The 21,971-nt window shown below is 66.9% G+C and carries 24 protein-coding genes; 21 read left to right on the plus strand and 3 right to left on the minus strand.

Annotated elements, in window-relative coordinates; genetic code table 11:
• Positions 1-127 precede the first annotated feature (127 nt).
• Positions 128-1,114, minus strand: a complete 987-nt coding sequence (locus tag BSE24067_RS02700; protein ID WP_006487742.1) for a malate dehydrogenase — start codon at positions 1,112-1,114, stop codon at positions 128-130.
• A 288-nt stretch (positions 1,115-1,402) separates the two neighbouring features.
• On the opposite strand from BSE24067_RS02700, the gene BSE24067_RS02705 reads away from it, so the two are divergent.
• The 7 genes from BSE24067_RS02705 (at position 1,403) to gltA (ending at position 7,324) form a co-directional block, all read left to right on the plus strand.
• Entirely contained in the window at positions 1,403-2,227 is an 825-nt protein-coding gene (locus tag BSE24067_RS02705; protein ID WP_151062420.1) for a GntR family transcriptional regulator, read from the plus strand.
• Between the two features lie 170 nt (positions 2,228-2,397).
• Positions 2,398-2,814, plus strand: coding sequence for a succinate dehydrogenase, cytochrome b556 subunit (gene sdhC / locus BSE24067_RS02710; protein ID WP_151062419.1), 417 nt, complete (start codon positions 2,398-2,400; stop codon positions 2,812-2,814).
• 4 nt (positions 2,815-2,818) lie between these two features.
• Positions 2,819-3,187 carry a succinate dehydrogenase, hydrophobic membrane anchor protein gene (sdhD, locus tag BSE24067_RS02715; protein WP_151062418.1) on the plus strand — a complete coding sequence of 123 codons (369 nt, stop codon included), beginning with the start codon at positions 2,819-2,821 and terminating at the stop codon, positions 3,185-3,187.
• Between the two features lie 3 nt (positions 3,188-3,190).
• A complete protein-coding gene (gene sdhA, locus BSE24067_RS02720) occupies positions 3,191-4,966 on the plus strand; it encodes a succinate dehydrogenase flavoprotein subunit (RefSeq protein WP_151062417.1) in 1,776 nt (591 codons plus the stop codon).
• 21 nt (positions 4,967-4,987) lie between these two features.
• Positions 4,988-5,689 carry a succinate dehydrogenase iron-sulfur subunit gene (locus BSE24067_RS02725; RefSeq protein WP_038570896.1) on the plus strand — a complete coding sequence of 234 codons (702 nt, stop codon included), beginning with the start codon at positions 4,988-4,990 and terminating at the stop codon, positions 5,687-5,689.
• Between the two features lie 7 nt (positions 5,690-5,696).
• Positions 5,697-5,969 carry an FAD assembly factor SdhE gene (locus tag BSE24067_RS02730; RefSeq protein WP_151062416.1) on the plus strand — a complete coding sequence of 91 codons (273 nt, stop codon included), beginning with the start codon at positions 5,697-5,699 and terminating at the stop codon, positions 5,967-5,969.
• Between the two features lie 53 nt (positions 5,970-6,022).
• Positions 6,023-7,324 (plus strand): citrate synthase, encoded by a 1,302-nt coding sequence (gene gltA, locus BSE24067_RS02735; protein ID WP_006487713.1) that lies wholly within the window; start codon positions 6,023-6,025, stop codon positions 7,322-7,324.
• A 91-nt stretch (positions 7,325-7,415) separates the two neighbouring features.
• Here gltA and BSE24067_RS02740 read toward each other — a convergent pair whose 3' ends face one another.
• Positions 7,416-8,405 (minus strand): helix-turn-helix domain-containing protein, encoded by a 990-nt coding sequence (locus tag BSE24067_RS02740; RefSeq protein WP_151062415.1) that lies wholly within the window; start codon positions 8,403-8,405, stop codon positions 7,416-7,418.
• A gap of 71 nt (positions 8,406-8,476) precedes the next feature.
• On the opposite strand from BSE24067_RS02740, the gene BSE24067_RS02745 reads away from it, so the two are divergent.
• The 5 genes from BSE24067_RS02745 (at position 8,477) to BSE24067_RS02765 (ending at position 12,075) form a co-directional block, all read left to right on the plus strand.
• Positions 8,477-8,866, plus strand: coding sequence for a VOC family protein (locus BSE24067_RS02745; protein ID WP_151062414.1), 390 nt, complete (start codon positions 8,477-8,479; stop codon positions 8,864-8,866).
• A gap of 110 nt (positions 8,867-8,976) precedes the next feature.
• Complete coding sequence (locus BSE24067_RS02750; protein ID WP_151062413.1) at positions 8,977-10,230, plus strand: DUF1479 domain-containing protein; 1,254 nt, start codon at positions 8,977-8,979, stop codon at positions 10,228-10,230.
• A gap of 210 nt (positions 10,231-10,440) precedes the next feature.
• Entirely contained in the window at positions 10,441-11,199 is a 759-nt protein-coding gene (locus BSE24067_RS02755; RefSeq protein ID WP_151062412.1) for a dimethylarginine dimethylaminohydrolase family protein, read from the plus strand.
• Between the two features lie 101 nt (positions 11,200-11,300).
• Entirely contained in the window at positions 11,301-11,765 is a 465-nt protein-coding gene (locus BSE24067_RS02760) for an Lrp/AsnC family transcriptional regulator (RefSeq protein ID WP_151062411.1), read from the plus strand.
• Between the two features lie 91 nt (positions 11,766-11,856).
• Positions 11,857-12,075: a hypothetical protein gene (locus BSE24067_RS02765; protein WP_279612895.1), complete on the plus strand. Its 219-nt coding sequence runs from the start codon at positions 11,857-11,859 to the stop codon at positions 12,073-12,075.
• Here the strand turns inward: BSE24067_RS02765 and BSE24067_RS02770 are convergent.
• Entirely contained in the window at positions 12,029-12,754 is a 726-nt protein-coding gene (locus tag BSE24067_RS02770) for a glutathione S-transferase (protein WP_151062410.1), read from the minus strand. The genes BSE24067_RS02765 and BSE24067_RS02770 overlap by 47 nt on opposite strands.
• Positions 12,755-13,048: 294 nt before the next feature.
• Here BSE24067_RS02770 and leuC point away from each other — a divergent pair, with 294 nt between their 5' ends.
• From leuC to BSE24067_RS02815, 9 genes are all read left to right on the plus strand, one after another.
• Positions 13,049-14,458 (plus strand): 3-isopropylmalate dehydratase large subunit, encoded by a 1,410-nt coding sequence (leuC, locus tag BSE24067_RS02775; RefSeq protein ID WP_151062409.1) that lies wholly within the window; start codon positions 13,049-13,051, stop codon positions 14,456-14,458.
• 3 nt (positions 14,459-14,461) lie between these two features.
• Positions 14,462-14,608 carry an entericidin A/B family lipoprotein gene (locus BSE24067_RS02780; RefSeq protein WP_151062408.1) on the plus strand — a complete coding sequence of 49 codons (147 nt, stop codon included), beginning with the start codon at positions 14,462-14,464 and terminating at the stop codon, positions 14,606-14,608.
• Positions 14,609-14,673: 65 nt separating this feature from the next.
• A complete protein-coding gene (leuD, locus tag BSE24067_RS02785; RefSeq protein ID WP_151062407.1) occupies positions 14,674-15,324 on the plus strand; it encodes a 3-isopropylmalate dehydratase small subunit in 651 nt (216 codons plus the stop codon).
• Between the two features lie 73 nt (positions 15,325-15,397).
• The gene (gene leuB, locus BSE24067_RS02790) at positions 15,398-16,465 is read left to right on the plus strand and encodes a 3-isopropylmalate dehydrogenase (protein ID WP_151062406.1); all 1,068 of its coding nucleotides are present in this window, start codon (positions 15,398-15,400) and stop codon (positions 16,463-16,465) included.
• A gap of 119 nt (positions 16,466-16,584) precedes the next feature.
• A complete protein-coding gene (locus BSE24067_RS02795) occupies positions 16,585-16,704 on the plus strand; it encodes a hypothetical protein (RefSeq protein ID WP_059518166.1) in 120 nt (39 codons plus the stop codon).
• Between the two features lie 84 nt (positions 16,705-16,788).
• Positions 16,789-17,910 carry an aspartate-semialdehyde dehydrogenase gene (gene asd, locus BSE24067_RS02800; RefSeq protein WP_151062405.1) on the plus strand — a complete coding sequence of 374 codons (1,122 nt, stop codon included), beginning with the start codon at positions 16,789-16,791 and terminating at the stop codon, positions 17,908-17,910.
• 295 nt (positions 17,911-18,205) lie between these two features.
• Positions 18,206-20,461 (plus strand): FimV/HubP family polar landmark protein, encoded by a 2,256-nt coding sequence (locus tag BSE24067_RS02805; protein WP_151062404.1) that lies wholly within the window; start codon positions 18,206-18,208, stop codon positions 20,459-20,461.
• Positions 20,461-21,273 (plus strand): tRNA pseudouridine(38-40) synthase TruA, encoded by an 813-nt coding sequence (gene truA / locus BSE24067_RS02810; RefSeq protein ID WP_170297392.1) that lies wholly within the window; start codon positions 20,461-20,463, stop codon positions 21,271-21,273. Before BSE24067_RS02805 ends, truA begins: the two co-directional genes overlap by 1 nt.
• Positions 21,270-21,971, plus strand: a complete 702-nt coding sequence (locus BSE24067_RS02815; protein ID WP_151062402.1) for a phosphoribosylanthranilate isomerase — start codon at positions 21,270-21,272, stop codon at positions 21,969-21,971. The genes truA and BSE24067_RS02815 overlap by 4 nt, the downstream gene beginning before the upstream one ends.

Raw genomic sequence — 21,971 nt, forward strand, 5'->3', positions numbered from 1 at the left:
GGTCGGCGCGCGACGCGCGTGGAGCGGCGCAGAACGTGCCCGGATCGGATCGGGGCGGCGGGCCGGCTGCGGCCCGCCGCCCGTGCCGTGACCGGCCGCCCGCAGGCGGCCGGGCCGTGCAGCCTGCTTAGTTCTTCAGCAGGTGGGCGACGCCGTCGCGCTCTTCGAGCAGCTCGGCCAGCGTGCCGTCCATCTTCTCGCGCGAGAACGCGTCGATCTCGAGGCCTTCGACGCGCTTGTACTCGCCGTTTTCGCAGGTGACCGGCACACCGTAGATGATGTCTTCGGGGATGCCGTACGAGCCGTCCGACGGGATGCCCATCGTGACCCACTTGCCGTTCGTGCCGAGGACCCAGTCACGCACGTGGTCGATCGCCGCGTTGGCTGCCGACGCGGCCGACGACAGGCCGCGCGCTTCGATGATCGCCGCGCCGCGCTTGCCGACGGTCGGGATGAACGTGTCGCGGTTCCACACGTCGTCGTTGATCAGCTTCAGCAGCGACTCGCCTTCGGCGGTCGCGAAGCGGAAGTCCGGGTACATCGTCGGCGAGTGGTTGCCCCACACGGCGAGCTTCTCGATCGATGCGACCGGCTTGCCCGACTTGGCCGCGAGCTGCGACAGCGCGCGGTTGTGGTCGAGGCGCAGCATCGCCGTGAAGTTCTTCTTCGGCAGATCCGGAGCCGACTTCATCGCGATGTACGCGTTGGTGTTCGCCGGGTTGCCGACGACCAGCACCTTCACGTCGCGGCTCGCGACTTCGTTCAGCGCGGCGCCCTGGACCGTGAAGATCTCGGCGTTCGCCGACAGCAGGTCCTTGCGCTCCATGCCCTTCGAGCGCGGACGTGCACCGACCAGCAGCGCGACGTCTGCATCCTTGAATGCAACCTTCGGATCGTCGGTGATCACGACGCCCGCGAGCAGCGGGAACGCGCAATCGTCGAGTTCCATCACGACGCCTTTGACGGCGGCTTGGGCTTGCGGGAGGTCGAGCAGTTGCAGGATGACCGGCTGGTCCTTGCCGAGCAGGTCGCCGTTCGCGATGCGGAACAGCAGGGAGTAAGCGATTTGACCTGCGGCGCCGGTGACGGCAACGCGCTTTGCGGGCTTAGCCATTGAAAATCTCCAGGACGGGTGAAGCGGTGGACGCTAGGCAAAACGCCATTCTATGCGCGTTACGCGAAGCGTTGCATTGAAGCAGGGCGGAGGACTCGCGAAAGGCAGACGCGGTGAACCTGGAGACGGCCGTGGCACGTAGCCGGGGACGCGTTTTGCACCCGCGAACCCTTGCTCGCCCCGGAGTGTAGGAGCCGTCGCGCGCAAAGTCAAACGGTATCATATGTCTTATATAAGACAGATGTTTTGCGGAATTTGAGTGGACGAAAAAGCGCGGTTTGTGATGAAATGCGCGCCATGACATCGAACCAGGCGAACAACGCGAATCCGACCGGCGCAGGCGGCCCAGGGCAGCCGGGCGCGGCCGATTCCGTGCCGGCCCCGGCGGCCGCGACGTCGCCCACGTTCAGTCCTTTATACCAGCAGATCAAGTCGTTGATCACGCAGAGTCTCGAGTCCGGCGAATGGAAGCCGGGCGAGATCATTCCGAGCGAAGTGGAGCTCGCGGCCCGTTACAAGGTCAGCCAGGGCACCGTCCGCAAGGCGATCGACGAGCTCGCCGCCGAAAACCTCGTGGTGCGGCGGCAGGGCAAGGGTACGTTTGTTGCAACGCACAACGAAGAGCGCGCGCAGTTCCGCTTCCTGCGATTGCTGGCCGACGATGGTGCCGAGCATCCGCACGTGAGCCGCCTGCTCGAATGCCGGCGCCTGCGCGCGCCGGCCGAGATTGCGCGGCAGCTCGACCTGAAGCCGGCCGATCCGGTCGTGCAGGTGCGCCGCCTGCTGGAGTTCGAGAACGAAGCGACCGTGCTCGACGAGATCTGGCTGCCGGGCGCGATGTTCCGCGGTCTCACGTTCGAGCGGCTGAGCGAGTACAAGGGGCCGCTCTACGCGATGTTCGAGACGGAATTCGGCACGCGGATGATCCGCGCGACGGAGAAGATCCGCGCGGTCGCGGCGGAGCCGGCGGTGGCCGACCTGCTGCACGTGCCGGCGGGTTTTCCGCTGCTGTCGGTCGAGCGCGTGTCGTATACATACGGCGACCGTCCGGTGGAAGTGCGGCGCGGCTGGTATGTCACGACCGGGTATTACTATCACAATGACTTGAGCTGACGACGTCTCGGCACAAGCCGCGTGCATGCGGGTTTCCCACGCTCGCGTAGCACGTTTCGGGCCGCCTTTATTCCCGTTCGCGTAATGATCCAGAGCAGACTTTCGCTGCAGCGCGATATAAAAAGGCGCTAAAATCGCGGATTAGTGTGACAACATAGTAGGGGTCTAGCATGACTGACGCAGTAAGAAAGCCGAGGCCGGAATACCGGAACATCGGAATCGGCGACATCACGTTGAAATATCGCATGCCCCTGGCGGCGATATTGTCGATTCTCCATCGTATCAGCGGCGCGCTGCTGTTCCTGTTCCTGCCGTTCCTGCTGTTCCTCTTCGATCAGAGCCTCACCTCCGAGCTCAGCTTCGAAGTCTTCAAGGCTTTCCTCTCCAACATCGTCGTCAAGCTGATCGTCCTCGCATTGTCCTGGGCCTTCTTCCACCATTTCTGCGCCGGCATTCGCCACCTGCTGATGGACGTCAATCACGACGCCGTCTCGAAGGAAGGCGGCAAGCGGACGGCCGTCGTCGTCTTTGTCGTCTCGATCGCGCTGACGATCGCCATGGCACTCAAACTGTTCGGAGCATTCTAAGAAAATGGCAGCCAACAACCGAATCGGCTCGAAGCGCCTCGTCGTCGGCGCGCACTACGGCCTGCGCGACTGGCTCGCGCAGCGCGTCACCGCCACGATCATGGCGGTCTACACGGTCATTCTGCTCGTCCTGTTCTTCGGCGCGCACGACTTCTCGTACGAAGGCTGGGCATCGATCTTCTCCGCGCAATGGATGAAGCTCGCGACCTTCGTGACGCTGCTCTCCCTCTTCTACCACGCATGGGTCGGCGTGCGCGACATCTGGATGGACTACGTGAAGCCCGTCGGTGTGCGCGTGCTGCTGCAATCGCTGACCATCGTCTGGCTGCTCGCATGTGCGGGCTACGCCGCGCAGATTCTCTGGAGAGTGTAAAGAATGGCTGCAATCAAAACTTCCCTGCCGCGCCGCAAGTTCGACGTGGTGATCGTCGGCGCGGGCGGCTCGGGCTTGCGCGCAGCGCTGCAACTGTCGCGCGCGGGCCTGTCGGTCGGCGTGCTGTCGAAGGTGTTCCCGACCCGTTCGCACACGGTGGCTGCCCAGGGCGGCATCGGCGCGTCGCTCGGCAACATGAGCGAAGACAACTGGCACTACCACTTCTACGACACGATCAAGGGCTCCGACTGGCTCGGCGATCAGGACGCGATCGAGTTCATGTGCCGCGAAGCACCGAACGTCGTGTACGAGCTCGAACACTTCGGGATGCCGTTCGACCGTAACGCGGACGGCACGATCTACCAGCGTCCGTTCGGCGGCCACACCGCGAACTACGGCGAGAAGCCGGTCCAGCGCGCTTGCGCGGCGGCCGACCGCACCGGTCACGCGCTGCTGCACACGCTGTACCAGCAGAACGTCGAGGCGAAGACGCAGTTCTTCGTCGAATGGATGGCGCTCGACCTGATCCGCGACGCGGACGGCGACGTGCTCGGCGTGACGGCCCTCGAGATGGAGACGGGCGACGTCTACATCATGGAAGGCAAGACGACGCTGTTCGCGACGGGCGGCGCGGGCCGGATCTTCGCGGCATCGACGAACGCGTTCATCAACACCGGCGACGGCCTCGGCATGGCAGCGCGCTCGGGCGTCGCGCTGCAGGACATGGAGTTCTGGCAGTTCCACCCGACCGGCGTGGCCGGCGCGGGCGTGCTGATCACCGAAGGCGTGCGCGGCGAAGGCGGTATCCTGCGCAACGCGAACGGCGAGCGCTTCATGGAACGCTACGCGCCGACGCTGAAGGATCTGGCGCCGCGTGACTTCGTGTCGCGTTCGATGGACCAGGAAATCAAGGAAGGCCGCGGCGTCGGCCCGAACAAGGACCACGTGCTGCTCGACCTGTCGCACATCGGCGCCGAGACGATCATGAAGCGTCTGCCGTCGATCCGCGAAATCGCGCTGAAGTTCGCGAACGTCGACGCGATCAAGGAGCCGATTCCGGTCGTCCCGACGATCCACTACCAGATGGGCGGCATTCCGACCAACATCCACGGTCAGGTCGTCGGCACGTCGCGCGATCACAAGGAACCGATCAACGGCTTCTACGCAGTGGGCGAATGCTCGTGCGTGTCCGTGCACGGCGCGAACCGCCTCGGCACGAACTCGCTGCTGGACCTCGTCGTGTTCGGCCGCGCGGCCGGCAACCACATCGTCCAGCACGTGAAGAACCAGAAGGAACACAAGCCGCTGCCGGCCGATGCAGGCGAGTTCTCGCTGGCGCGCCTGAACAAGCTCGAGAAGTCGAGCTCGGGCGAGTACACGCAGGACGTCGCGAACGACATCCGCGCGACGATGCAGAAGCACGCAGGCGTGTTCCGCACGTCGGCGCTGCTGAAGGAAGGCGTCGAGCAGATGGCCGACCTGAAGGCCCGCGTGGAAAACATCCACCTGAAGGACAAGTCGAAGGTGTTCAACACCGCGCGCGTCGAAGCGCTCGAGCTGGAGAACCTGATCGAAGTCGCGCGCGCGACGATGGTGTCGGCGGAAGCGCGCAAGGAAAGCCGCGGCGCGCACGCGCACAGCGACTACGAACACCGCGACGACGAAAACTGGCTGCGCCACACGCTGTGGTACAGCGAAGGCGATCGCCTCGACTACAAGCCGGTTCAAATGAAGCCGCTGACGGTCGAATCCGTGCCGCCGAAGCCGCGCACGTTCTAAGCCGAGTCAAAGGAATCCGAAATGGCAAAACGCATTTTTGAAGTCTACCGCTACGATCCGGACAAGGACGCGGCACCGCGCATGCAGACGTACGAGCTCGAGATCAAGCATGAGCGCATGCTGCTCGACGCACTGGTGAAGCTGAAGGCCGTGGACGAGACGCTGTCGTTCCGCCGTTCGTGCCGCGAAGGCGTGTGCGGTTCGGACGCGATGAACATCAACGGCAAGAACGGTCTCGCGTGCCTGACGAACCTGAACGACCTGCCGCAGAAGATCGTGCTGCGCCCGCTGCCGGGCCTGCCCGTCGTGCGCGACCTGATCGTCGACATGACGCACTTCTTCAACCAGTATCACTCGATCAAGCCGTACCTGATCAACGACGCGCCGCCGCCGGAGAAGGAACGCCTGCAGTCGCCGGAAGAGCGCGACGAGCTCGACGGCGTGTACGAGTGCATTCTGTGCGCGAGCTGCTCGACGTCGTGCCCGAGCTTCTGGTGGAACCCGGACAAGTTCGTCGGCCCGGCCGGCCTGCTGCAGGCTTACCGCTTCATCGCGGACAGCCGCGACACCGCCACCGGCGAGCGTCTCGACAACCTGGAAGACCCGTACCGTCTGTTCCGTTGCCATACGATCATGAACTGCGTCGACGTTTGCCCGAAGGGCCTGAACCCGACGAAGGCGATCGGCAAGATCAAGGAACTGATGGTCCGCCGCGCGGTTTAAAGTCGAGATGAGCGAAGAATCGCATCAATCCGACCCTCACCGCCGCGCGCGCCTGCGCTGGCGCGCGCGGCGGGGTCTGCTGGAGAACGACATCGTGTTCGAGCGTTTCTTCAGCCGATACGAGCATGACCTCACCGATGCAGACGTAGGCGCGTTGTCGCGCCTGCTCGATCTGAGCGACAACGACCTGATGGACTTGCTCCTCGCGCGCAAGGAACCAGAGGGCGACCTAGACAGCCCGGACGTTCACCGGCTGTTGGAGATGCTGCGCAACGTGTAACGCGTTGTGCCCGTTATCGAATCCCGTTTCTTTATTTCGATTGAGGATGTGCCATGACTCCGTCTGATGTTAAAGCCACGCTATCGTTCAGCGACAACTCGCCGAGCGTCGAACTGCCGATCTACAAGGGCACGATGGGCCCGGACGTGATCGACATCCGCAAGCTGTACGGCCAGACCGGCAAGTTCACGTACGACCCGGGCTTCATGTCGACGGCTTCGTGCAACTCGGCGATCACGTACATCGACGGCGACAAGGGCGAACTGCTGTATCGCGGCTACCCGATCGACAACCTCGCGCAGAACGCCGACTTCCTCGAGTCCTGCTACCTGCTGCTGAAGGGCGAGCTGCCGAACGCCGCACAGAAGAAGGAATTCGTCGACACCGTCACGAAGCACACGATGGTGCACGAGCAGATGCACTTCTTCTTCCGCGGGTTCCGCCGCGACGCGCACCCGATGGCGATCCTGGTCGCCGCGGTCGGCGCGCTGTCCGCGTTCTACCACGACTCGCTCGACATCAACGACCCGCGTCACCGCGAAGTGTCGGCGATCCGCATGATCGCGAAGCTGCCGACGCTCGTCGCGATGGCGTACAAGTACAGCATCGGCCAGCCGTTCGTGTATCCGAAGAACTCGCTGTCGTACAGCGCGAACTTCATGCACATGATGTTCTCGAACCCGTGCGAAGAGTACAAGGTCAACGACGTGCTCGTCCGCGCGCTCGACCGGATCCTGATCCTGCACGCCGATCACGAGCAGAACGCATCGACGTCGACGGTCCGTCTGGCCGGCTCGTCGGGCGCGAACCCGTTCGCATGTATCGCAGCCGGTATCGCGTGTCTGTGGGGCCCGGCGCACGGTGGTGCGAACGAAGCCGCGCTGAACATGCTCGAGCAGATCGGTTCGCCGGACAACATCCCCGAATTCATCAAGCAGGTGAAGGACAAGAATTCGGGCGTGAAGCTGATGGGCTTCGGCCACCGCGTGTACAAGAACTACGACCCGCGTGCGAAGCTGATGCGCGAAACGTGCTACGAAGTGCTGAACGAGCTGGGCCTGCACGACGACCCGCTGTTCAAGCTCGCGATGCAGCTCGAGAAGATCGCGCTGGAAGACGAATACTTCGTGTCGCGCAAGCTGTACCCGAACGTCGACTTCTACTCGGGCATCGTCCAGCGCGCGCTGGGCATCCCGACGTCGATGTTCACGTGTATCTTCGCGATGGCACGTACGGTCGGCTGGATCGCGCAGTGGAACGAAATGATCGCGGATCCGGAACAGAAGATCGGCCGTCCGCGTCAGCTGTTCATCGGCGACACGCCGCGCGAAGCGAAGCCGCTCAACGCACGTTAAGTCGTGCGCGGCGCGAACGGCCGCCACGCCGTTCGCGTCCGGCCATCGCAGCGCCTCGACACCCCGGTGGGTTCATCCCGCCGGGGTGTTTTCATTTGCGCGGCCGGCGTTGGTCGCGTTTCGGGTCCGGCGCGGTGCGGCGCTCCAGCGACGGCGGCCGGATGTCGAGCGGCGGCGCATCGGCATCGGGCGCGCGGCCGTGCCGCGCGAAGAACTGCCGATAGGCGCTCGGCGTCATCCCGCGCGCGGCGAGAAACTGGCGGTTGAAGTTCGCGGCGTTCGGAATGCCGCAGCGCGCGGCCACCGTCGCGATCGGCCAGTCGGTGCCGACCAGATGGCGGCACGCATGCGCGAGCCGCAGCCGCTGCACGTAGCGGCCGACGCTTTCGCCGAGGTGCCGCACGAACAGCCGCTGCAACGTGCGCTCCGACATGTGCGCGACGGCAGCGAGCGCGTCGACGCGCAGCGGTTCTTGGAAGTGGCGGTCGATCGCGTCGAGCACGCGGTCGAGGCGTTCGGCTTCGGAGGCGGACGAGCCGGCAGGTGACGCTGCCGCGTCGGGCCGGTCGTACGCTTGCGCCGTGGCGAGCGGCTCGCCGCCGGCTTCCGCGAGATCGGACAGCGTGTCGAGCGCGGCCGCGAGGCGCATGCGCGGCGACGCATCGAGCAACTGCGGCAGCCGCGCGCGCATCGCACGCGCCGTGTCTGCGTCGAAGCTCAAGCCAGCCGCCGCGCGCCGCAGCAGCGAACGCAGCGGCGCGTATTCGGGGCAGCAATCGGCCACGCGCCGCGCCCAGTCGCCGTCGAACCAGATGACGAGCGCCACTTCCGGCGCGTTGCGATCGATGCGCGCGTTCGACGACCACGTATGCGGCAGGTTCGGCGGCACCAGCACCAGATCGTCTTCCGCGTAGCTGGAAACGTGATCGCCGATGAATCGCCGGCCGCGGCTGTTCAGCGTCAGCGTCAGTTCGTATTCGGGATGGCGATGCCATTCGAACGGAATGCGCGCGAGCTGGCGGTGGTACACGCGGATCGAACAGCCGGGCGCAAACGTCACGTGTTCGTAGTGCGGCTTCATCGCGGCCTCCGGGCGGCGGCGGCAACGCGCCGTGGCATGATCGTGATCGATCGTCACGACGGAGCGATGCCATGTTTTCACATGTTTGCGTGGGCGTCAGCGATACGGCGCGCGCATACGACTTCTACGCGCCGCTGTTCGCCGAACTCGGGCTGCGTCTGAAGTTCAACGAACCGGACGGCTGGTCGGGCTGGATGCCGGCCGACGCCGACCGGCCGCTGTTCTTCTTCGGCCGGCCGCTCGACGGCCGCGCGCCCGAACCGGGCAACGGCCACACGATCGCGTTCGACGCGCAGACCCGGGCGCAGGTCGACCGCTGCCATGCGCTTGCGCTGCGGCACGGCGCCACCTGCGAAGGGCCGCCGGGCCTGCGGCCGCACTATCACGCCGATTACTACGGCGCGTATTTTCGCGACCCGGACGGCAACAAGCTGTGTGTGGTCTGCCATCGTCCCGAGTAGCACACGGTTGTCAGGATTGTATCGATTGTTGGCTGGATCGTATCGATGGCGCTCGTGCGCCGGCCGTACGCTGAGCACTCGTCACACCACGATTCAGCGAGGAGACCACGATGCAACTGACGATTGACGATCTGCCGGCCGCGATCCGCACGGCGAAACGGGCGCTGCGCGCCGACCTGCCCGGATATGCGGCCTCGTTCCGTGAACTGGAAGGCGACATCGCACGGCAGGTGGACGCGATCCGCCGCGCGCACGCGCTCGGTCACGACGTGATTCCGGTGCTGCGGTTCGCTGACATCGCTAACGGCCACGTCGATCCGCACACGATCGGCGCGATTCGCACGCACGGCGCGGCGGTGATCCGCGGCGTGTTCGACGCGCAGCAGGCGCGCGACTGGAACGACGAGATCGGCGCGTACCTCGACGCGAACCGCTTCGCCGAGCGGCTGCATGCGCGGGCCGAGGACCGCTACTTCGGCAATCTCGCGTCGGGCAAGCCGCAGATCTACGGCGTCTACTGGTCGAAGCCGCAAGTGGCCGCGCGCCAGTCGCGGGCGCTCACGCAGGCGCGCGTGTTCCTGAACCGTCTGTGGCGTCATGCCGACGGCGCACGCACGCATTTCGATCCGGATCAGGTGCCGGCCTACGCGGACCGGATCCGCCGCCGGCCGCCGGGCTCGACGTCGCTCGGGCTGTCGCCGCATGTCGACGGCGGCTCGGTCGAGCGCTGGCTCGGCGCGAACTTCCGGCAGGTTTATCGCCATGTGCTGGCGGGCCGCTGGCGCGATTACGACCCGTTCGACGCCGCGTTTCGTCCCGACGTCGAGGAGATTCCGTCGCCGGCCGTGTGCTCGATGTTCCGCACGTTCCAGGGCTGGACCGCGCTGACGCCGCAAGGGCCGGGCGACGGCACGTTGCAGCTGATTCCGGTCGCGAACGCGATGGCGTACGTCGTGTTGCGCGCGCTGCAGGATGACGTCGCGGACGACGACCTGTGCGGCGCGTTGCCGGGCCGCGCGTTGTCGATCCTGCCCGAATGGCATGCGCTGCTGCTCGACGCGCTCGTGCCGATCCCGCACATGGAACCGGGCGATGCGGTGTTCTGGCACGGCGACGTCGTGCACGCGGTCGAGGACGCGCATCGCGGCAGCGGCGACAGCAACGTGATGTATATCGCGGCCGCGCCCGGTTGCGCGAAGAACGACGCGTACCTGCAGCGCCAGCGGCTCGCGTTCGTGCGCGGCGACAGCCCGCCCGATTTTCCGGCCGACCATTTCGAGGTCGATTTCGACGGACGCGCGGGCGAGGGCGACCTCACGGCGCTCGGCCGCGCGCAAATGGGTTTCGCGCCGGCCGTCGTATAACCGAAGGCGTTGGCCTTCCCGGAACGGCCGTTCGCGTCACGCGAGCCGGCCGTCTGCCGAATCGGCTGCGCGCCGCCCGCAATCCGACGCAATCGGCTGCGCACGCGTGCGAAATCGACGCGAATTGCGCAATTTGGCTGCCGATAATGGTGCGGACACGCAACAGCTGCCCGGTGTGCCGCACGGGGCGGCGAGACCCAGGAGGAGCCGATGCAATTCACGCAAGCGATCGTTCGCCGTCCCGCGCCGTCCTGTGGCGCGGGCCTCACCACGGCCGCGCTCGGCGTGCCCGACTACGACAAGACGCTCGCGCAGTTCCATGCATACTGCGACGCGCTGCGCGGGCTCGGCGTCGAGCTGACCGAACTGCCGCCGCTGGACGCGTTCCCCGATTCGCACTTCGTCGAGGACGTCGCGGTCGTCACACCCGAGTTCGCGGTGATCACGCGCCCCGGCGCGCCCGTGCGACGCGGCGAGACCGTGCACATCGAGGCGGCGCTCCGCGTGCATCGCGAGTTGCTGCCGATACAGCAAGGCCGCCTCGACGGCGGCGACGTGATGCCGGTCGGCAAGCGCTTCTACATCGGGCTGACGAGTCGCACCGACGCCGAAGGCATCGCCGCGTTCGAGTCGCTGGTGTCGCGCTACGGCTATTCGGTCGTCGCGGTGCCGGTCGGCGCCGGCCTGCACCTGAAGTCGGTCGTCAACGCGCTCGGCGACGACACACTGCTCGTGACCGAAGCGCTGGCTGCGCATCCGGCGTTCGCCGGCTATCGCCGGATCGCGATCGCGGCCGCCGACGAATACGCGGCCAACACGCTGCGCGTGAACGGCACGCTGATCACGCCGGCCGGCTATCCGCGCGTGCACGATGCGATCGGCTCGCTCGGGCTGCCGCTGCACGTGATCGACGCGAGCGAATTCCGCAAGATGGACGGCGGCCTGACGTGCCTGTCGCTGCGGTTCTAGCCGATTGGCGCGCGGCCGCTTCGGCCGGATAATGTGGCCGCCGCGCGGAACCGGAGGAGCCGCTCCGCGCGCCAGCGACGACCGGAGCGGAGCGAACGCGGATGACCGACAAGAAGAGGCAGCTCGACAAGATCGATCTCCGGATCCTCGATATCCTGCGCACCGATGGCCGGATTTCGTACCGGAAACTGTCGGAACGCGTGAACCTCACGCCGCGCCCATGCCAGGCGCGGGTGGAGCGGCTCGAGGCGCTCGGCGTGATCGAAGGCTACCGCGCCGTGATCAACGCGCCGCGCGCGACCAAGCCGATCGTCGTGATCGCGCAGATCGTGCTGGCCGATCACGGGCGTTCGCAGGCGCCGTTCGAGGACGAGATGCGGAACAACCCGGCGGTGCTCGATTGCTGGCTCGTCAGCGGCACGTTCGATTTTCTCGTGCGGCTCGCGTGCGAGGACCTCGACGAATACCGGCGGATCGCGAACCTGTGGCTGGAAAGCCCGCGCTTCCGGATCGAGAAGATCGTGACGACGGCCGAGCTGCAGGCGATCAAGCGCAGCGTCGTGTGACGCGGCTGTCCGCATTCGGGCGCCGCCGGCGCAGGCGCTGTTCTACCAGTTCCAGACGGCCGCCAATCCGGCGACCGATCGCGGGATCTACCTGGCCGGCTGCTGCTGCTCGTTCACGGGCGGCTGGATCGAGGGGGCGGTGCAGACCGCGATCAACGCGGCGAGCGCGGTGATCACAGTCTGCGCGGGACGCTCGCCGGCGGCAATCCGCGCGATGCGATGCGCAGCCGCTATCGCTATGGCGACTGACGCGGCGTCGGCCGCTACGTATCCAGCTCCGGGTAGTGCCGGAAGATCCCCATGTCGTTGAACGGAATGCGGCGCTCGGACTCGAGATAGCGCGCGATCGGCGGGTGCTCCGCGACGCGGTCGTGCAGCGCGACGAGCCCGGCGATCTTGCGCTCCGCGCGCTTCATCGCCTTCGGGAACGCATAGCGCAACCCTTCGACCAGCTGGAACATCGACAGGTCCGCGTAACTCAGCGCGCGGCCGGCGATATAGCCGCTCTTGTGCGGATTTTGCGCGAGCACGCGGTCGAAGTAGCCGAGGAACTTCGGCAGCCGGTGCGCGAGGAAATCGGCCGCGCGTTCGGCGGCCTCCGCTTTCTGGTCCTCGTAATACAGGCCGCTGCCGATCGGATGATGCGTGTCGTGGATCTCGGTGACGAAATCGGCGACGGTCAGCTGCAGCTGATGCACCCACAGCCGCCCGGCTTCGTCGTCGGGCGCGAGCCCGAGCCGTGCGCCGAGAAACAGCAGGACGTTCGCGGTCTGTCCGACGACCACGTCGCCGGCCTTCAGGAAAGGCGGCGCGAACGGCACGCATTCGGCCTTCGTGCTGTCCATCATCCGCATCATCGCCGACACGCCCATCCCGCGCCCCGACTCGCGCGCGACGTCGACGTAGTCGGCTTCGGCAGCTTCCAGCGCGAGCCGCACGTATTCGCCGCGACCCTGGATTTCCGGCCAGTAATAGAGTTCGTATCGCATGCAATGCTCCTGTCCGTCGATGCGTCGTGCAACGCGCGCATCGTGATGGCGGTGAGGGCGGCCGCGTGCCGCCCGTTGCGAATAGACAGTCTAGAAGATCGCGCGCGGAATGCCGTCGTGCCGCCGGTAATGCGTACCCGTTTGCCGGGTAATGCCGATACAGGTATTGGCACTACCAGCCAAACCACTGTTTTTAATGGGTTTTTTCGTGTCGAGGCTGCGCCGCGGCGCGTTCCGCGTGGCATAATCGATCGCACCTAGCAAGGCTTGTAGTCACAACGACCCCGCATACCCATGGCACAGACTCTCTACGACAAACTGTGGAATACCCACGTCGTCCACACCGAGGACGACGGCACGGCATTGCTCTACATCGACCGTCAGCTGCTGCACGAAGTCACGAGCCCGCAGGCGTTCGAAGGGCTGAACGTCGCGCACCGCCCGGTGTGGCGCATCAGCGCGAACCTGGCCGTGTCGGACCACAACGTCCCGACCACCGATCGCAGCCACGGCATCGCCGATCCGGTCTCGAAGCTGCAGGTCGACACGCTCGACGCGAACTGCGACGCATTCGGCATCACGCAGTTCAAGATGAACGACGTGCGCCAGGGCATCGTGCACATCATCGGGCCGGAGCAGGGCGCGACGCTGCCGGGCATGACGATCGTCTGCGGCGATTCGCACACGTCGACGCACGGCGCCTTCGGCGCGCTCGCGCACGGCATCGGCACGTCGGAAGTCGAGCACGTGCTCGCGACGCAAACCTTGCTGCAGAAAAAGAGCAAGAACATGCTCGTGAAGGTCGAAGGCGCGCTGCCGCGCGGCTGTACCGCGAAGGACATCGTGCTCGCGATCATCGGCAAGATCGGCACGGCCGGCGGCACCGGCTACGCGATCGAATTCGGCGGCTCGACGATCCGCGCGCTGTCGATGGAAGGCCGGATGACCGTCTGCAACATGGCGATCGAGGCCGGCGCGCGCGCGGGCATGGTCGCCGTCGACGACACGACGATCGACTACCTGAAGGGCCGTCCGTTCGTGCCGACCGGCGCGGAATGGGATCAGGCCGTCGAGTACTGGCGCGGATTCAAGTCCGACGAAGGCGCGCAGTTCGACCGCGTCGTCGAACTGAACGCGGCCGAGATCGTCCCGCAGGTCACGTGGGGCACGTCGCCGGAAATGGTCACGTCGATCGACGGTCGCGTGCCCGATCCCGAGCGCGAGAAGGATCCGGTCAAGCGCGATGCGATGGAGCGCGCGCTGGCCTACATGGCGCTCGAACCGAACACGCCGATCGAGTCGATCAAGGTCGACAAGATCTTCATCGGCTCGTGCACGAACGCACGCATCGAAGACATCCGCGCGGCCGCCTATGTCGTGAAGAAGCTGAACCGACGCATCGCGGCGAACGTGCGGCTCGCGATGGTCGTGCCGGGCTCGGGCCTCGTGAAGGCGCAGGCCGAGCGCGAAGGGCTCGACAAGGTGTTCACCGACGCGGGCTTCGAATGGCGCGAGCCGGGCTGCTCGATGTGCCTCGCGATGAACGCGGACCGGCTCGAACCCGGCGAGCGCTGCGCATCGACGTCGAACCGCAACTTCGAAGGCCGGCAGGGCGCGGGCGGCCGCACGCATCTCGTGAGCCCCGCGATGGCGGCGGCGGCGGCAATCGAAGGCCACTTCGTCGATATTCGCAAGCTGGGGTAACGCATGACGAGATCGAAGCTGATCGCGCGGCTGGTCGCCGTGCTGGCGCTCGCGGGGCTGGGCTTCGGCCTGGCGGGCTGCAATACCGTCCGAGGCTTCGGCGAGGACGTCAACGCCGCCGGCAACGCGCTGCAGCGCGCCGCGGAATGACGCTCGCCGAGAATTTGTCGATGTGCGCCGGCTGAACGCCGGCCCTTCAACCGGATAGACGGATCATGGAAAAATTCATTGTTCATACCGGCGTCGTGGCGCCGCTCGATCGCGAGAACGTCGACACCGACGCGATCATCCCGAAGCAGTTCCTGAAGTCGATCAAGCGCACGGGCTTCGGTCCGAACGCATTCGACGAATGGCGTTACCTCGACCACGGCGAGCCCGGCCAGGACAACTCGAAGCGCCCGCTGAACCCGGACTTCGTGCTGAACCAGCCGCGCTACCAGGGCGCATCGGTGCTGCTCGCGCGCAAGAACTTCGGCTGCGGCAGCTCGCGCGAGCACGCGCCGTGGGCGCTGCAGCAGTACGGCTTTCGCGCGATCATCGCGCCGAGCTTCGCGGACATCTTCTTCAACAACTGCTACAAGAACGGGCTGCTGCCGATCGTGCTGACCGAGCAGCAGGTCGATCACCTGTTCAACGAAACGTACGCGTTCAACGGCTATCAGCTGACGATCGACCTCGACGCGCAGGTCGTGCGCTCGGGCGACGGCCGCGAGTATCCGTTCGAGATCACGGCATTCCGCAAGTACTGCCTGCTGAACGGCTTCGACGACATCGGCCTGACGCTGCGTCACGCCGACAAGATCCGCCAGTTCGAAGCCGAGCGGCTCGCGAAGCAGCCGTGGCTCAACAACAAGCTGGTCGGCTGAGATTGCCTCTGGGCGGGCGCGCATGACGCGCGCTCGCCGACCTGCCACCTACCTACCCAGTCAGGAATAACGCATGAAGATTGCAGTGCTGCCCGGCGACGGCATCGGTCCGGAAATCGTCAACGAAGCGGTCAAGGTGCTGAACGCCCTCGACGAGAAGTTCGAACTCGAGCACGCGCCGGTCGGCGGCGCCGGCTACGAGGCGAGCGGTCATCCGCTGCCGGACGCGACGCTGAAGCTCGCGAAGGAAGCCGACGCGATCCTGTTCGGCGCGGTCGGCGACTGGAAGTACGACTCGCTCGAGCGCGCGCTGCGCCCGGAGCAGGCGATCCTCGGGCTGCGCAAGCATCTCGAGCTGTTCGCGAACTTCCGTCCGGCGATCTGCTATCCGCAGCTCGTCGACGCGTCGCCGCTCAAGGCCGAGCTCGTCGCGGGCCTGGACATCCTGATCGTTCGCGAACTGAACGGCGATATCTACTTCGGCCAGCCGCGCGGTGTGCGTGCGGCGCCGGACGGCCCGTTCGCCGGCGCGCGCGAAGGCTTCGACACGATGCGCTACTCGGAGCCGGAAGTGCGCCGCATCGCGCACGTCGCGTTCCAGGCCGCGCAAAAGCGCGCGAAGAAACTGCTGTCGGTCGACAAGTCGAACGTGCTGGAGACGTCGCAGTTCTGGCGCGACATCATGATCGACGTGTCGAAGGAGTACGCGGACGTCGAGCTGTCGCACATGTACGTCGACAACGCGGCGATGCAGCTCGCGAAGGCGCCGAAGCAGTTCGACGTGATCGTGACCGGCAACATGTTCGGCGACATCCTGTCGGATGAAGCGTCGATGCTGACGGGCTCGATCGGCATGCTGCCGTCGGCGTCGCTCGACAAGAACAACAAGGGCCTGTACGAGCCGTCGCACGGTTCGGCGCCGGACATCGCGGGCAAGGGCATCGCGAACCCGCTCGCGACGATCCTGTCGGCCGCGATGCTGCTGCGCTACTCGCTGGATCGCGCGGAGCAGGCCGATCGCATCGAGCGTGCAGTGAAAACGGTGCTCGAACAAGGCTTTCGCACCGGCGACATCGCGACGCCCGGCTGCAAGCAGGTCGGCACGGCGGCGATGGGCGACGCGGTGGTCGCGGCGCTGTAAGCGTACGGCAGCGAAATGCGGTAATTGATCCGGAAAAGGGCGCGAACGGGCCGCAAAGACGGCCGGTTCGCGCGCGGTTGGCCGTTGTGCGGGCAACCGGCTTTGTGTAGACTCGAACGATGGCGCTGATTTCCCTGATCTCCCCGGTCCTGAAACTCCACGGCAACACTGCCCGTGCGGGTGCGCACGCCATCGTCATCACGAAAACCATTACCACGAAAACGATCATCAAACGCTGATCGCCGTCGTGCCCGCCTGTTTCCCCGCGCGGTCACGCGGGGACGGAAATGGCGGGGAAGCTCCATTCAAGCAAAGGGTTAGTCATGAACGTAGGTCTCGTAGGTTGGCGCGGCATGGTCGGCAGCGTGCTGATGCAGCGCATGCAGGAAGAGGGCGATTTCGACCTGATCGAACCGGTGTTTTTCAGCACCAGCAATACGGGCGGCAAGGCGCCGTCGTTCGCGAAAAACGAGACCACGCTCAAGGACGCGACCAACGTCGACGAGCTGAAGAAGTGCGACGTGATCATCACGTGCCAGGGCGGCGACTACACGAACGACGTGTTCCCGAAGCTGCGCGCCGCCGGCTGGAACGGCTACTGGATCGATGCGGCGTCGTCGCTGCGGATGAAGGACGACGCGGTCATCATTCTCGATCCGGTCAACCTCGACGTGATCAAGGACGCGCTGGTCAAGGGCACGAAGAACTTCATCGGCGGCAACTGCACGGTCAGCCTGATGCTGATGGCGCTCGGCGGCCTGTTCCGCGAGAACCTCGTCGACTGGATGACGGCGATGACGTACCAGGCCGCATCGGGCGCGGGCGCGCAGAACATGCGTGAACTGCTGTCGCAGATGGGCGCGCTGCACGGCGCGGTGCAGGAACAGCTGGCCGATCCGGCTTCCGCGATTCTCGACATCGACCGCCGCGTGCTCGCGACGATGAACAGCGACGCGATGCCGACGAGCCACTTCGGCGTGCCGCTCGCCGGCTCGCTGATTCCGTGGATCGACAAGGATCTCGGCAACGGGATGTCGAAGGAAGAGTGGAAGGGCGGCGCGGAAACCAACAAGATCCTCGGCAAGCCGGCGATGGGCGAGCCGGGCTCGATTCCTGTGGACGGCCTGTGCGTGCGGATCGGCGCGATGCGCTGCCACTCGCAGGCGCTGACGATCAAGCTGAAGAAGGACGTGCCGCTCGACGAAATCAACGGCATCCTCGCATCGGCGAACGACTGGGTGAAGGTCGTGCCGAACGAGCGCGAAGCGTCGATGCGCGATCTGTCGCCGGCGAAGATCACCGGCACGCTGACGGTGCCGGTCGGCCGTCTGCGCAAGCTCGCGATGGGCGGCGAATACCTGTCGGCGTTCACGGTCGGCGACCAGCTGCTGTGGGGCGCGGCCGAGCCGCTGCGCCGCATGCTGCGGATCCTGCTCGACAAGTAACGATCGGGCCGCGCTGCGCGCCGCATCGGCGCGCGTCGCGAAACGCCTGCCAGCCCTTCGCGGGGCGGCAGGCGTTTTTTGTTGGCACGCGCTGCCGCCCGGGCACGGACGGCGCCGTCCCGCGGCGACGAATTCGGCCGGAATCCGATCGTGTGAAGTAAACTATGCGGTTACGACGCGCAGAGCCGCCGAAAGCGTCGCGTTCTGCGCGACGCTTTTGCATTTCTGCGGCAACTTTATTGACGCTTCCCTACGCGAATCCGAGCCGCGCCCGCGCGCGGCGATAGAGCCTACGATGTCCCGAATCTCCTTGTTTCCGCGCCAGTCCCGTCTGTCGCGCGCCGTGCGTGGCGTGCTGGCGATCCTGGCGCTCGGCGCGGCCGCGTCGGCCTGGGCGGCCGGCGCCGGCGAACTGCCGGCGTCCGCCGCAGGCGGCCCCGCGCCGCTCACCGTGACGGTCCAGCCCGGCCAGTCGTTGAACGACCTCGCGAAAGCCGCGACGCAGTCGCATGATCCGGCCGTGCTCGCGCGCGCCGGCCGCGCGCTGTTCGACGCCAATCCGCAAGCGTTCATGAAGCGCGACCCGAGCCGCCTGAAGGTCGGCGCGACGCTGACGGTGCCCGCGCTCGATCCGACCGGTGCGGCGCTCGCGCCGGCCGGGGCATCGGCAGCGTCGGGTGTTTCGGCTGCGTCCGCGGCATCTGCGGTGGCCGCCGCATCGGGTACGGCCGCCGTCGCGCAACATGGCGCGTCCGCGCCGCATCCGGGGTCGGCCGTGCAAGCCGCGCCCGCCACGCCGGTGGCGCCGGTCGCACATCCGGCGCCGGTAAGCGGGGCGAGCGGCGCCGGCGCGGTCGCTGCTTCGGCTTCGATCGGCGCGTCCGCCGCGCACGGTGCGTCGACGGTCGATGCCGTTCCGCCGGCAGCGCCCGCGGTTGGCGCAAGCGGGCCGCATGTGTGGAGTGGCTCGATTCAGTCCGCGCCTTCATCCGCGAGCGAAGCGTCTGTTCCGCCCGCACCGGGCAGCCCGGCACCGGGAATGCGTGAACCTTCCGCGGGGGCTCCCATCGCCGCCGCGTCGCAGCCCCGGCCGTCGAGCCTGCAGCAACTGCTCGCGTTGAAGAATCGCGTGCTGATGGAACTGCAGAAGCACGGAATCGGCAAGCCGGCCGCGACGAACAACGTCGCACCGGCACCGGCACCGGCAGCGCCGCGTCCGGCCGCGAATGACGCTGGCGCATCGGCTGCCGCGTCGTCGCCCGCCGCGAGCGAAGCAGCGTCCGGCGTGACCGCGAGCGCGGTGCAGCCGGCATCGGCGCCCGTGCAACCGGCGGCGCCGGTGACGACCGCTGCGCGTGCACGCGGTTCGGAACAGATCGACTGGCGGCCGGCCGCCGCAGCCGGTGCGGCCGTGGTCGTACTCGTCGCCGGGTTCGCGTGGCGCAAACGCCGCAACGCGCGGCGTGCCGATGACACTGCGCCGGTATCCGATGGATCGGCCGCGGCGGATGCCGGCGCGCCGCCGCCGCCGGTCGAGCCGTTGCCGCCGATCCTTCCCGAGACGCCGCTTGCCCGCGATGCGGCCGGCGATGTGAGTCTGGTCACGGCGGCCGCGGCAGCGGCGGAGACGATCGAGGCGCGCATACCGGATACGCACGCACCGGCGGCCTCGTCGCAACCGGAAACGGCAAAGCAGCATGACGATCAGCCGGAAGCGCCATCGACGTCGCACGCCGCGTCGGATGGTGACGCACCGCAGTCCCCGCACGACGTGACATTCGCCACGGAGCCGGCTGCGGATCGGCCGCGGGAAGCGTACGCCGCGCCGGATAGCAACGCACCGCAGTCCCCGCACGACGTGCAGTCCGCTAACCAAGCGGCTGCCGGCCACCCGAGCGAAGCGCCCGCCACGCCGGACAGTGACGCACCGCAGGAGCCGCGCGACGTGAAGCATGCCGCGGACGAGCCGAACGAAGCGGCCGCCGTGCAGGCGAACGACGCGCAGCATGCAGCGCTGATGCAGCACGCGATCAGCGCGCTCAACAGTCTCGACATGCCGCTGCCGCCGCGAACCGCGGAGGAGCCGGCCGCAGACACGGCGCATGCAGAACGCGACCAGGACGCAACTAACGGTCAATCCGCGCAGCACCCGCCGGTTGGCGTCGGCGCTCTGCCCCCCAAATATCAGGCCGATCAGGACGACGAGTTCGACTGGGAGCCGGATGCGGCAACGCCGGCCGCCGGCCTGGCGGGCGGTGGCGGCGCAGCAACGCCGTCGCCGCTGCCGCCGCTCGGCGGCGCGCAGTTCGGCGCGTTGAAGCTCGATTTCGATCTCGACCTGCCGTCGACGCCCGGTGCGGTGTTGCCCGCGCTGACGCCGGAAGAGCTCGCCCGCATCGCGCGCAACAAGCTCGATCTCGCGTCCGAGTACGTCGAGCTGGGCGACCTGTCCGGCGCGCGTACGCTGCTGCAGGAAGTGGTCGACGCGAACGACCCCGCGACGCGCGACGACGCGCGCGCGCTGCTCGCGAAACTGGCGGACCACGCGTGATGCGGATCGCGCTCGGGATTCAGTACGACGGCGCTGCGTTCTGCGGCTGGCAGGCGCAGCCGCACGGCAAGACCGTGCAGGACGCGCTCGAACGCGCGCTCGGCGAATTCGCGTGCGTGCCGCTGCACACGACGGTCGCGGGACGGACCGACACGGGCGTGCACGGGCTCGGGCAGGTCGTGCACTTCGACACGGAACTCGACCGCGCCGATTTCTCGTGGGTGCGCGGCACCAATGCGTTCCTGCCGCCGACGGTGTCCGTGCAATGGGCGAAGCCGATGCCGGATACGTTCCACGCGCGTTTCTCCGCGTTCGAACGCACGTACTACTACGCGCTGTACGTGCATCCCGTGCGCTCCCCGATGCTGGCCGGCCGCGCGGGCTGGATCCACACGCCGCTCGACGACGACGCGATGCGCGCCGCCGCCGCGCATCTGATCGGCGAGCACGATTTTTCGTCGTTCCGGTCGTCGGAATGCCAGTCGAAAACGCCGGTCAAACACCTGTACCAGATCGACGTGCGGCGCGCGGGCAACTTCATTCATTTCCGCTTTCGCGCGAACGCGTTCCTGCACCACATGGTGCGCAACCTGATGGGCTGCCTCGTCGCGGTCGGGCGCGGCCGCTACCCGGCCGACTGGCTTGCCGACGTGCTTGCCGGCCGCGATCGCAATCTCGCCGCGCCCACGTTCATGGCCGACGGGCTGTATCTCGCCCATGTCGGCTACCCGGCGGAATTCGCCGTCCCGCCCGCGCAGCTCGGCAGTGTGCCGTGGAGCAGCGTCTGGGCCGATCTGGACCCGCAATCATGACGGATCACACCGTGCCTTCTTCGACTCCCGCCGCGGCCGGCCTCGCGCCGCGCACGCGCATCAAGCTGTGCGGGCTGTCGCGCCCGGACGACGTGCTGCACGCCGCGGCGCTCGGCGCCGACGCGATCGGCCTCGTGTTCTATCCGAAGAGCCCGCGCGCGGTGTCGATCGCGCAGGCGGCCGAGCTCGCCAGCCTCGCGCCGCCGTTCGTGTCGGTGGTCGGGCTGTTCGTGAACGCGACGCCAGCCGAGATCGAGGCCGTCGTGCGCGACGTGCCGCTCACGCTGCTGCAATTCCATGGCGACGAGACGCCCGAGCAGTGCGACGCACTCGGCCGCGCGGCGCGCCTGCCGTGGTTGCGCGCGGTGCGCGTCGGCCCCTCGACGCAGCCGGCCGATTTGGTAGAATTGGCGCTTCATTATTCGAAAGCGCGCGGCCTCCTGTTCGACACCCTGGTGCCGGACTACGGCGGTAGCGGCAAGGTCTTCGATTGGTCACTTATTCCCGCAGAGCTCGCGCATCGGGCCGTTTTGAGTGGTGGCTTGAACGCGCAAAACGTCGGTGATGCGATCCGCCAGTTGCGTCCGTTTGCTGTCGATGTCTCGAGTGGCATCGAAGTCGAGGGCGCGAAGGGCGTGAAGGATCATGCCCGAATGGCGGCGTTCGTACGCGCGGTGCGCGAAGCGGACGCCGGGTGA

Source organism: Burkholderia latens, from assembly GCF_902499045.1.
Taxonomy (GTDB): domain Bacteria; phylum Pseudomonadota; class Gammaproteobacteria; order Burkholderiales; family Burkholderiaceae; genus Burkholderia; species Burkholderia latens.

Coding starts and splice junctions, on each gene's coding strand:
- BSE24067_RS02700 (WP_006487742.1), bottom strand. CDS start 1,114: ATGGCTAAGCCCGCAAAGCGCGTTGCCGTCACCGGCGCCGCAGGTCAA.
- BSE24067_RS02705 (WP_151062420.1), top strand. CDS start 1,403: ATGCGCGCCATGACATCGAACCAGGCGAACAACGCGAATCCGACCGGC.
- sdhC (WP_151062419.1), top strand. CDS start 2,398: ATGACTGACGCAGTAAGAAAGCCGAGGCCGGAATACCGGAACATCGGA.
- sdhD (WP_151062418.1), top strand. CDS start 2,819: ATGGCAGCCAACAACCGAATCGGCTCGAAGCGCCTCGTCGTCGGCGCG.
- sdhA (WP_151062417.1), top strand. CDS start 3,191: ATGGCTGCAATCAAAACTTCCCTGCCGCGCCGCAAGTTCGACGTGGTG.
- BSE24067_RS02725 (WP_038570896.1), top strand. CDS start 4,988: ATGGCAAAACGCATTTTTGAAGTCTACCGCTACGATCCGGACAAGGAC.
- BSE24067_RS02730 (WP_151062416.1), top strand. CDS start 5,697: ATGAGCGAAGAATCGCATCAATCCGACCCTCACCGCCGCGCGCGCCTG.
- gltA (WP_006487713.1), top strand. CDS start 6,023: ATGACTCCGTCTGATGTTAAAGCCACGCTATCGTTCAGCGACAACTCG.
- BSE24067_RS02740 (WP_151062415.1), bottom strand. CDS start 8,405: ATGAAGCCGCACTACGAACACGTGACGTTTGCGCCCGGCTGTTCGATC.
- BSE24067_RS02745 (WP_151062414.1), top strand. CDS start 8,477: ATGTTTTCACATGTTTGCGTGGGCGTCAGCGATACGGCGCGCGCATAC.
- BSE24067_RS02750 (WP_151062413.1), top strand. CDS start 8,977: ATGCAACTGACGATTGACGATCTGCCGGCCGCGATCCGCACGGCGAAA.
- BSE24067_RS02755 (WP_151062412.1), top strand. CDS start 10,441: ATGCAATTCACGCAAGCGATCGTTCGCCGTCCCGCGCCGTCCTGTGGC.
- BSE24067_RS02760 (WP_151062411.1), top strand. CDS start 11,301: ATGACCGACAAGAAGAGGCAGCTCGACAAGATCGATCTCCGGATCCTC.
- BSE24067_RS02770 (WP_151062410.1), bottom strand. CDS start 12,754: ATGCGATACGAACTCTATTACTGGCCGGAAATCCAGGGTCGCGGCGAA.
- leuC (WP_151062409.1), top strand. CDS start 13,049: ATGGCACAGACTCTCTACGACAAACTGTGGAATACCCACGTCGTCCAC.
- BSE24067_RS02780 (WP_151062408.1), top strand. CDS start 14,462: ATGACGAGATCGAAGCTGATCGCGCGGCTGGTCGCCGTGCTGGCGCTC.
- leuD (WP_151062407.1), top strand. CDS start 14,674: ATGGAAAAATTCATTGTTCATACCGGCGTCGTGGCGCCGCTCGATCGC.
- leuB (WP_151062406.1), top strand. CDS start 15,398: ATGAAGATTGCAGTGCTGCCCGGCGACGGCATCGGTCCGGAAATCGTC.
- BSE24067_RS02795 (WP_059518166.1), top strand. CDS start 16,585: ATGGCGCTGATTTCCCTGATCTCCCCGGTCCTGAAACTCCACGGCAAC.
- asd (WP_151062405.1), top strand. CDS start 16,789: ATGAACGTAGGTCTCGTAGGTTGGCGCGGCATGGTCGGCAGCGTGCTG.
- BSE24067_RS02805 (WP_151062404.1), top strand. CDS start 18,206: ATGTCCCGAATCTCCTTGTTTCCGCGCCAGTCCCGTCTGTCGCGCGCC.
- truA (WP_170297392.1), top strand. CDS start 20,461: ATGCGGATCGCGCTCGGGATTCAGTACGACGGCGCTGCGTTCTGCGGC.
- BSE24067_RS02815 (WP_151062402.1), top strand. CDS start 21,270: ATGACGGATCACACCGTGCCTTCTTCGACTCCCGCCGCGGCCGGCCTC.